Origin of the sequence: Mycobacterium sp. E3339, from assembly GCF_001666915.1 — a bacterium.
Taxonomy (GTDB): Bacteria; Actinomycetota; Actinomycetes; order Mycobacteriales; family Mycobacteriaceae; genus Mycobacterium.
Genome location: NZ_LZIZ01000081.1, coordinates 70,534 through 78,235, shown reverse-complemented (window position 1 = coordinate 78,235; position 7,702 = coordinate 70,534). Strand labels below are relative to the sequence as shown.

The following is a 7,702-nucleotide window of genomic DNA, read 5'->3' as shown; positions in this document are numbered from 1 at the left end:
GTATTTCGACCCGAACGCCGTGGTGGATTTGATTTCGGCCTCGAGGTTGCTCGGCAGGTACTTGAACGGGCCGGGCTGCATCTTGAGCTGTAGCTGAGCCGCTTTCACGTCGGTCCCGATCGACGCCACCTGGCCGACCTGCACGCCGCGCAGCTTGACCTTGGCGCCCTGCTCCATCACGAGCCCGGCCCGGTCTGACACGAGCGTCAGCGGGATCGACTCCTGGAATTTGCCCGAGAACGCGCCCGCGGTCAACGCGATAATCGCTGCCACAAGGATAAACAGAGTCGGCGCCCACCAGATCGGGTCGATTCTGCTGCGGCGGACCCTATTGCTTTGCCCCGGTCCGCTCTGCCTGTGATTGCTCATGCCGTCATCCCGACAGGTTGAAGTTGCCGGACTGTCCGTAGACGGACAACGAAATCGCCAGGCAGACAAAGGCCGTGACGATCATCGATGACCGCACCGAACGCCCGACAGCCTCCCCCACCCCGGCGGGACCACCTGTCGCGGTGAAACCGTAATACGTGTGCACCACCATCACGCCCGTCGCCATGGTCAGAGCCGCCAGAAACGACCAGAACAAGTCGGTGGGACGCAAAAACGTCGAGAAGTAATGCTCGTACACCCCGCGCGACTGGCCATAGCTGTAAATCGTCAGGAACTTGGCTGCGATGAACGACATCAACACCGCGACGGCGTATAGCGGGATGACGACCAGGATGCCGGCGATGATCCGTGTCGATGACAGATACGTGATCGCGCGGATGCCCATCACCTCCAGCGCGTCGATCTCCTCGTTGATCCGCATGGCCCCCAGTTGCGCCGTCGCGCCGGCACCGATCGTGGCTGCCAAGGCCAGGCCGGCGGTGCACGGCGCGATCATCCGAACATTCAAAAAGGCCGACAGAAATCCGGTCAGCGCCTCGACCCCGACGTTGGACAGCGTGTCGTAGCCCTGGACCGCGACCAGGGCGCCGGTGGTCAGGGTCAGGAAGCCGATGATGCCTACGGTCCCCCCTATCACCGCCAAAGCGCCTGTGCCCATGCCCATCTCGGCGATCAGCCGAAGCAGCTCACCCGGGTAGCGCCGTACCGCATCCGCGATGTTGACCAGGGATTGCCCGTAAAACGCCGTCTGTTCACCGAGCTTGCGGGCGTAGTCGGTCACCCGCGGGCCAAGGCTGATGATCCACGACGGTTCCCCCGCTGCGTCGGTCACTTCGCGGTGACCTTCACGCCGAGCGCGGTGAGCACGATGTTGATGAAAAAGAGTGCCATGAAAGAAAAGACCACGGTCTCGTTGACGGCATTACCGACACCGGTGGGACCGCCGCCCACCGACAAGCCCTTGTAGCAAGCGATCAGGCCCGCCGACAACCCGAACAGCGTGGCCTTGATCAGCGACGTCACTACCTGAGGAAGCCCCGTAACGAGGGTCATTCCTGCGACGAAAGCGCCGGGGGTGACGTGCTGAACGAAGACCACGAAAACGTAGCTTCCCGTCAGCCCGGTGACCGCAACCACCGAGTACAACAGGACCGCGACGAAAGTGGCGGCGATGATGCGCGGAACCACCAGGGCCTGAATCGGATCGACGCCGATCACCTTCATCGCGTCGATTTCCTCCCGGATGGTGCGGGCGCCGAGGTCGGCGCACATCGCGGTCGACCCGGCACCGGAGACGACCATCGCGGTGACGACGGGGCCGACCTGCGTCACCGACGCCAGACCCGCGCCCGCACCGGACAGATCACCGGCGCCGATCTCGACCAACAGGATGTTCAGGACGAACACGATGAGGACCGTGTACGGGATCGACAACATGATCGTCGGAACGATGGACACCCGTGCGACGAACCAGATCTGCTCCAGCAACTCCCGCCACGCCCACGGGCCCCGCACCGCGGCGATCAGCGCTCGGGCGCTGAGTAGGAAGAACTCGCCCAGAGCGTTCATGGGCTTCGCGATGGTGGAGCCGTTCACAAGGCTCGCTCCGCCCGACCGCCGTTCATATGGCCCAATCCCGTTTTCCATTCTCGTAATGCAATTAATCCGCCGGTAATTAACCGGCGCAAAAGCCGCGGATGTTTTTACACGCCGACTGCGATGTCAGTTTGCCGCGCATAGACCACGCCAGAAATTTACGGGCACGGCTATGCGCGCGTAAGAGTTGCAATCAACACGAAGAAATATGGCCAGCGCCGAGTGAGGGTTGGCGGGAGTTCATGCCGTCGTCGATCATCACGGCATGCCATGACGTGAATAACCCCAGGTTAAGGCCCGATCCTGCGGCCGCGCGGCGACCGGGGCCAGAGCGCGGGGTGGTTCGTGGGAGGGGCACGAAGGCGGCCGGACCAGCATGCGGCCAATGTCACATGCGTCGGCGAGCCCTCGGCTGGCGGGGTCGAAGAATGGCGACTCGTCGCTTGCCGAGTTTTCCATCGCAAACCTGGATGAGCGTTCACGGCCACCGTCCCGTTCGGCTATCGCCGCCCCCGACACAGTCGGCGAGTGCCGGTATTCGAAGCAAGGGTTACGGTCAGGGTGAGCCTAAAAGGACCACCTGCGAGAGCATTTCCACCCGGATACGCTTGCGAGGTGACTGATCGCCCGTCCTCGTATCTGGTGCTGGCATCCCAACGCAGCGGCAGCACGCTGTTGGTCGAATCGCTGCGCGCGACCGGTGTCGCCGGCGAGCCGCAGGAGTTCTTTCAATACCTGCCGGCCACCAGCCAGGCCCCGCAGCCGCGCGAATGGTTCGCCGGGGTGGAGGACGAATCGATCCTGAGCCTGCTCGACCCGCTTGATGCCGGGACGCCTGACCTCGCGCCGCCGGAGATTTGGCGGGACTACATCCGCACGGTCGGGAGGACACCGAACGGCATTTGGGGCGGCAAGCTGATGTGGAACCAGACTCCGCTGTTGCTTGATCGCGCAAAGAATCTGCCGAATCGAAGCGGTGACGGTCTGCGGGCCGCGATCCGCGACGTGGTGGGCGAGGAACCGCTCTTCATCTATGTCCACCGGCCCGATGTGATCTCGCAGGCGGTCTCGTTCTGGCGCGCGGTGCAGACGCGGGTGTGGCGCGGCAGGCCGGACCCGGTCCGCGACGCGCGCGCCACCTATCACGCCGGCGCGATCGCCCACGTCGTCACCATGTTGCGCGCCCAGGACGAGGCCTGGCGGAATTGGTTCGCCGAAGAGGACGTCAAGCCGATGGACATCCCCTATCCGGTCTTGTGGCGCAACCTGACTCAGGTGGTGGCCGCCATCCTGGAGGCCTTGGGACTCGACCCGCAACTGGCTCCCGAGCCGGTGCTCGAACGCCAGGCGGACCAGCGCTCCGATGACTGGGTGGGCCGGTACCGTGCGGATGCCGAAAAGCACGGCCTGCCAACCTGACCGCGACCGCGCGCCTAAATTCAGGGCGAGCCAATCACTTGGTGGCCGCGCCCCGAGACACCATCATTCGCAAAGGATGTGGCGCCCATGGCCGCCGCAGAGGACTGAGGAGCAAGCAGCATGGGTGACGCGAGTGATGGACATGATGAAAGGCCGCAATCACCGGGCTGGCCGGCGCGGCTCGGTTCGATATCGGTGGACTGGTGGGCGACCGCGGTGGCCGGCGTGATCGTCGCGCTGGCCGTGGCCAACCTGCTTCCGAAGATCCCGTGGTGACCGCATGAGCACCGTTCGCGTCGAGCCCGACGAAACGTCGACCGAGGTCACATTCACCAGCGCACGTCCGCTCGACTACGTGCCGGGCATCCTGCTGTTGATCGGCGTCGGGGTGCTGGGCAAGTACGCCCAGATCTGGTGGAACACGCTGGCCAAGCACCACCACTGGACGGTGCCCGACATCGAATACGTGTTGTGGGCCATCGTGATTGGGTTGCTCATCACCAATACCGTCGGCCTGCACCCGATATTCCGGCCCGGCGTGCAGACCTACGAATTCTGGCTCAAGGTCGGGATCGTTGCGCTCGGTTCGCGGTTCGTCCTCGGTGACATCGCGAAACTCGGCGGCATCAGCCTGGTGCAGATCCTCGTCGACATGACGATCGCGGGGACGATCATCATCGTCGCGGCGCGCGCGTTCGGGTTGTCGGGCAAGCTCGGCTCGCTGCTGGCGATCGGGACGTCCATCTGCGGGGTGTCGGCCATCGTGGCGGCCAAGGGCGCGATCCGGGCCCGCAACGCCGATGTCAGCTACGCGATCGCGGCGATCCTGGCGCTGGGCGCGGTCTCGCTGTTCGCGCTGCCACCGCTGGGGCATGCGATCGGGCTGACGGATCACGAATTCGGCTTGTGGGCCGGGCTTTCGGTGGACAACACCGCCGAAACCACGGCCACCGGCTACCTGTATTCCGACCACGCCGGCAAGATCGCGGTGCTGGTGAAGTCGACCCGTAACGCGCTGATCGGGTTCGTGGTCCTGGGCTTCGCCCTCTATTGGGCCGCGCGTGGGCAGGCCGACGAGATCGCGCCCGAGGCCAAGGCCAAGGCCGCGTTCGTCTGGGAGAAGTTCCCGAAGTTCGTGCTGGGCTTCCTGGTGGTCTCCGCGATCGCGACCGCGGGCTGGCTGACCAAGGGCCAGACCGCGAACCTCGCCAACGTGTCGAAATGGGCGTTCCTGCTGACTTTTGCCGGCGTGGGACTCAACACCGACATCCGCCAGATCGCGCGCACCGGATGGCGACCGCTGGTGGTCGCCATCATCGGGCTCACGGTTGTCGCCGCGGTCTCGCTGGGCATCGTATTGCTGACGTCGCGCGTGTTGGGCTGGTACACGGGCACTTAGCCGCGGGCCTGGGCCGTCAGCCGACGTTGGTGCCGCCCTCGGCGATCCGGCGCACCGCCGCGAGGAAGACGTCGATCTCCTCGAACGTGTTGTAGAAAGCGAACGACGGGCGAACCGTGGCCTCCAACCCCAGTCGCCGCAGCGCGGGCTGCGCGCAGTGATGGCCGGCGCGCACCGCGATGCCCTCGGCGTTGAGCGCCTTGCCCACTTCGAGCGGATCGTGCCCGGCCAGCACGAAGGACAGCACACTGGCCTTCTCGGTTGCGGTACCCACCAACCGGACACCCGCGATGTCAGCCAGGCGCGGCGTTGCGTACTCCAGCAACGCGTGCTCGTAGGCCGCAATCCGTTCGATCCCCAATCGCTGCACGTACCGCAGCGCCTCGGTGAGCCCGACGGCGTCGGCGATGTTGCCGGTGCCGGCCTCGAACTTGGTGGGCGGCCCCTGATACAGCGAGCGTTCGATCGTCACGTCGGCGATCATGTGGCCGCCGCCCTGCCACGGCGGCGTTTCGGTCAGCGCCTCCTCGGTGCCGTAGAGCGCCCCGATACCGGTCGGACCGTAGATCTTGTGCCCGGAGAACACCAGGAAGTCGGCGCCGAGCTCGGAAACATCAACCGGCACATGCTGAATCGACTGAGCCGCGTCGATGAGCACCCGCGCGCCATAGCGATGCCCGAGCTCCACGATCTTGTCCACCGGGACCACCGTGCCCAACGCGTTGGACACCTGGCTGGCGGCCACCAGCTTCGTCCTGGGGCCGAGCAACTCCTCGAACTCGCTCAGCAGCAGATTGCCCGCGTCGTCGATCGGCGCAACCTTCAGGATCGCGCCCGTTTTCTGCGAAATGAGTTGCCAGGGAACGATGTTGGCGTGGTGCTCCAGGTGGGTGATGACGATCTCGTCGCCGGGTTGCAGATGCTTGCCGCCCCACGCATGCGCCACCAAGTTGATCGCCTCGGTGGTGCCCCGCACGAAGACGATGTTCTCGGAACTTGGCGCGCCGATGAATTCGGCCACGGTGTCGCGGGCTTCCTCGTAGGCGTCCGTGGCCCTGGCCGCCAATTCGTGTGCGGCGCGGTGAATGTTGGAGTTCTCGTGAGCGTAAAAGTGTGACAGCCGGTCGATCACCACCTGCGGCTTCTGGGTGGTCGCCGCGTTGTCGAACCAGATCAGCGGCTTTCCGTTGACGACCTCCTTGAGGATCGGGAAGTCCGCCCGGATCGCGTTGACGTCGAACACCTCGTGCTCGTCGGGCAGCCGCGGCACCGCGTCGGCAACGCTGAGGAACGAGTAATTGTGTTCGTCGCCGGTCGGTGCGGGCGGCGCGGCGGGCACGGCGAGCTCCGACCAGCGAAGGTCGGGCCCCGGCGGCGCCTGTGATCCCCAGGACGGCACCGCGTACGGCAGGGCGGCGGGCACCACGAGTCCGCCGAAGTCGCCCGACGCGGCGGTCGTGTCCGGCACACCACCCCGGGGCGCGACCGGAACGGTCTGCGGCGGGGCGTCGGGCTCCGGTGACGCCGGACCCGGCAGGTAGATGTCGGTGACACCCAGCGCCGGTATCGGGGCCGAATACACGTCGACCGCCGCGACGGCCGCCCGTCCGGCCGACGTCGCCGCCGTGGCGTCCGGCACGCCGCCGCGCGGGGCGACCGGCACCCCCTGCGGCGGCGTTTCGGGCTCGGGCGATGTCGGGGCCGGAACGTACACGTCGGTCAAACCCAGCGCCGGAATCGGCGCCGGATACACGTCGGCGGTGCCGGCGACCGCCTGCCCGGCCGACGTCGCGGCCGTGGCGTCGGGCACGCTGCCGCGCGGGGCCGGCGGCGCCGACTGCGGCGGGCTGTCGGGACCCGGCCGGATGCTGGCCGCGTACAGCTGGGTGGCCAACGCGGCGAGTTCCGCGGCGCTGATGGGCAGGTCGCTTTCGGCGTCTACCGCGCGGTACTCACTTGTACTCATGGAACTGGTCCACGGCGACGCCGTCGAGCACGGCGAGCGCGTCGTCGGTGAGCACGGCCAGGGACGAGTAGAGGGTGACCAGGTAGGTCGCGATCGCCGACTGGTTGATGCCGGTGAACCGCACCGAGAGCCCCGGCGCCTGCTCGCCGACCAGGCCCGGCTGGAACAGGCCGACCACACCCTGGCGCTCCTCGCCGGTGCGCACCAGGATGAACTTGGTCTTGCCGTCTTCCACCGGCACCTTATCCGACGGGATGAGCGGGATGCCGCGCCAGGTGATGAACTGCGCACCGAACAGGCTGACCACCGGCGGCGGCACGCCGCGGTAGGTGGCCTCGCGGCCGAACGCGGCGATTCCCAGCGGATGGGTCAAAAAGAAGCTGGGCGTCTTCCACACCTTGGTGATCAGCGCGTCCAGGTCGTCGGGCGCCGGAGCGCCGGCCAGCGTCTGGATGGTCTGCTCCGGAGTCGCCTGGGCCAGCAGCCCGTACTCGGGGCTGTTGACCAACTCGAACTCCTGGCGCTCCTTGATGGTCTCGATGGTCAGCCGCAGCTGCTGGGCGATCTGGTCATGGGGACTCGAATACAGGTCGGAGACCCGAGTGTGGATGTCGACAAGGGTCGAGATGCTGCGCAGCGTGTATTCGCGCGGGCTGGTCTCGTAGTCGACGTAGGTCTCCGGCAGCGGCTCTTCGGTGCCCGCGCCCGCTTCGGCCTTGATCGCGACCCCTTCTGGGTTGACCACCCGGTTCACCCGGTACAGGCCCGCTTCCACCGGCACCCAGCTGAGCAGGTGCAGCAACCAGCGGGGCGTGATCGTGGAAAGCTGCGGGACGGTCTTCGTCGCGTTGGCCAGCTGTCTAGCTGCGAGATCGCCGAGTGCCTGAGACTCGCTTTGAGCCGACGTCATCGTGGTCCTTCCGTGCTCGATC

8 protein-coding genes are annotated in these 7,702 nt (G+C 66.3%); 3 read left to right on the top strand and 5 right to left on the bottom strand.

What is annotated here, in order from left to right; all coding sequences use genetic code 11:
- From A5702_RS07455 to A5702_RS07445, 3 genes are all read right to left on the bottom strand, one after another.
- The coding region (locus A5702_RS07455; protein ID WP_156669516.1) for an MlaD family protein at nucleotides 1-369 on the bottom strand (369 nt) is incomplete at its 3' end.
- A 4-nt stretch (nucleotides 370-373) separates the two neighbouring features.
- Nucleotides 374-1,222 (bottom strand): ABC transporter permease, encoded by an 849-nt coding sequence (locus A5702_RS07450; RefSeq protein ID WP_068219572.1) that lies wholly within the window; start codon nucleotides 1,220-1,222, stop codon nucleotides 374-376.
- Nucleotides 1,219-1,986 (bottom strand): ABC transporter permease, encoded by a 768-nt coding sequence (locus A5702_RS07445; protein ID WP_055400734.1) that lies wholly within the window; start codon nucleotides 1,984-1,986, stop codon nucleotides 1,219-1,221. The genes A5702_RS07450 and A5702_RS07445 overlap by 4 nt, the downstream gene beginning before the upstream one ends.
- Nucleotides 1,987-2,601: 615 nt before the next feature.
- Between A5702_RS07445 and A5702_RS07440 the strand changes: the two genes are divergently transcribed.
- The 3 genes from A5702_RS07440 (at nucleotide 2,602) to A5702_RS07435 (ending at nucleotide 4,804) form a co-directional block, all read left to right on the top strand.
- Nucleotides 2,602-3,405: a Stf0 family sulfotransferase gene (locus tag A5702_RS07440; protein ID WP_067817721.1), complete on the top strand. Its 804-nt coding sequence runs from the start codon at nucleotides 2,602-2,604 to the stop codon at nucleotides 3,403-3,405.
- Nucleotides 3,406-3,525: 120 nt separating this feature from the next.
- Complete coding sequence (locus A5702_RS26660) at nucleotides 3,526-3,681, top strand: hypothetical protein (protein WP_197281126.1); 156 nt, start codon at nucleotides 3,526-3,528, stop codon at nucleotides 3,679-3,681.
- Nucleotides 3,682-3,685: 4 nt separating this feature from the next.
- A complete protein-coding gene (locus A5702_RS07435) occupies nucleotides 3,686-4,804 on the top strand; it encodes a YeiH family protein (RefSeq protein WP_068219569.1) in 1,119 nt (372 codons plus the stop codon).
- Nucleotides 4,805-4,820: 16 nt separating this feature from the next.
- On the opposite strand, the gene A5702_RS07430 is transcribed toward A5702_RS07435, so the two are convergent.
- Nucleotides 4,821-6,770 carry a family 2A encapsulin nanocompartment cargo protein cysteine desulfurase gene (locus tag A5702_RS07430; protein ID WP_068219566.1) on the bottom strand — a complete coding sequence of 650 codons (1,950 nt, stop codon included), beginning with the start codon at nucleotides 6,768-6,770 and terminating at the stop codon, nucleotides 4,821-4,823.
- Nucleotides 6,757-7,680, bottom strand: a complete 924-nt coding sequence (locus A5702_RS07425) for a family 2A encapsulin nanocompartment shell protein (protein ID WP_068219561.1) — start codon at nucleotides 7,678-7,680, stop codon at nucleotides 6,757-6,759. The genes A5702_RS07430 and A5702_RS07425 overlap by 14 nt, the downstream gene beginning before the upstream one ends.
- Nucleotides 7,681-7,702: the final 22 nt, after the last annotated feature.

Bases quoted from the DNA above. Each gene is read 5' to 3' on its own strand.
- A5702_RS07425 (WP_068219561.1), bottom strand. From the start codon at position 7,680: ATGACGTCGGCTCAAAGCGAGTCTCAGGCACTCGGCGATCTCGCAGCT.
- A5702_RS07435 (WP_068219569.1), top strand. From the start codon at position 3,686: ATGAGCACCGTTCGCGTCGAGCCCGACGAAACGTCGACCGAGGTCACA.
- A5702_RS26660 (WP_197281126.1), top strand. From the start codon at position 3,526: ATGGGTGACGCGAGTGATGGACATGATGAAAGGCCGCAATCACCGGGC.
- A5702_RS07430 (WP_068219566.1), bottom strand. From the start codon at position 6,770: ATGAGTACAAGTGAGTACCGCGCGGTAGACGCCGAAAGCGACCTGCCC.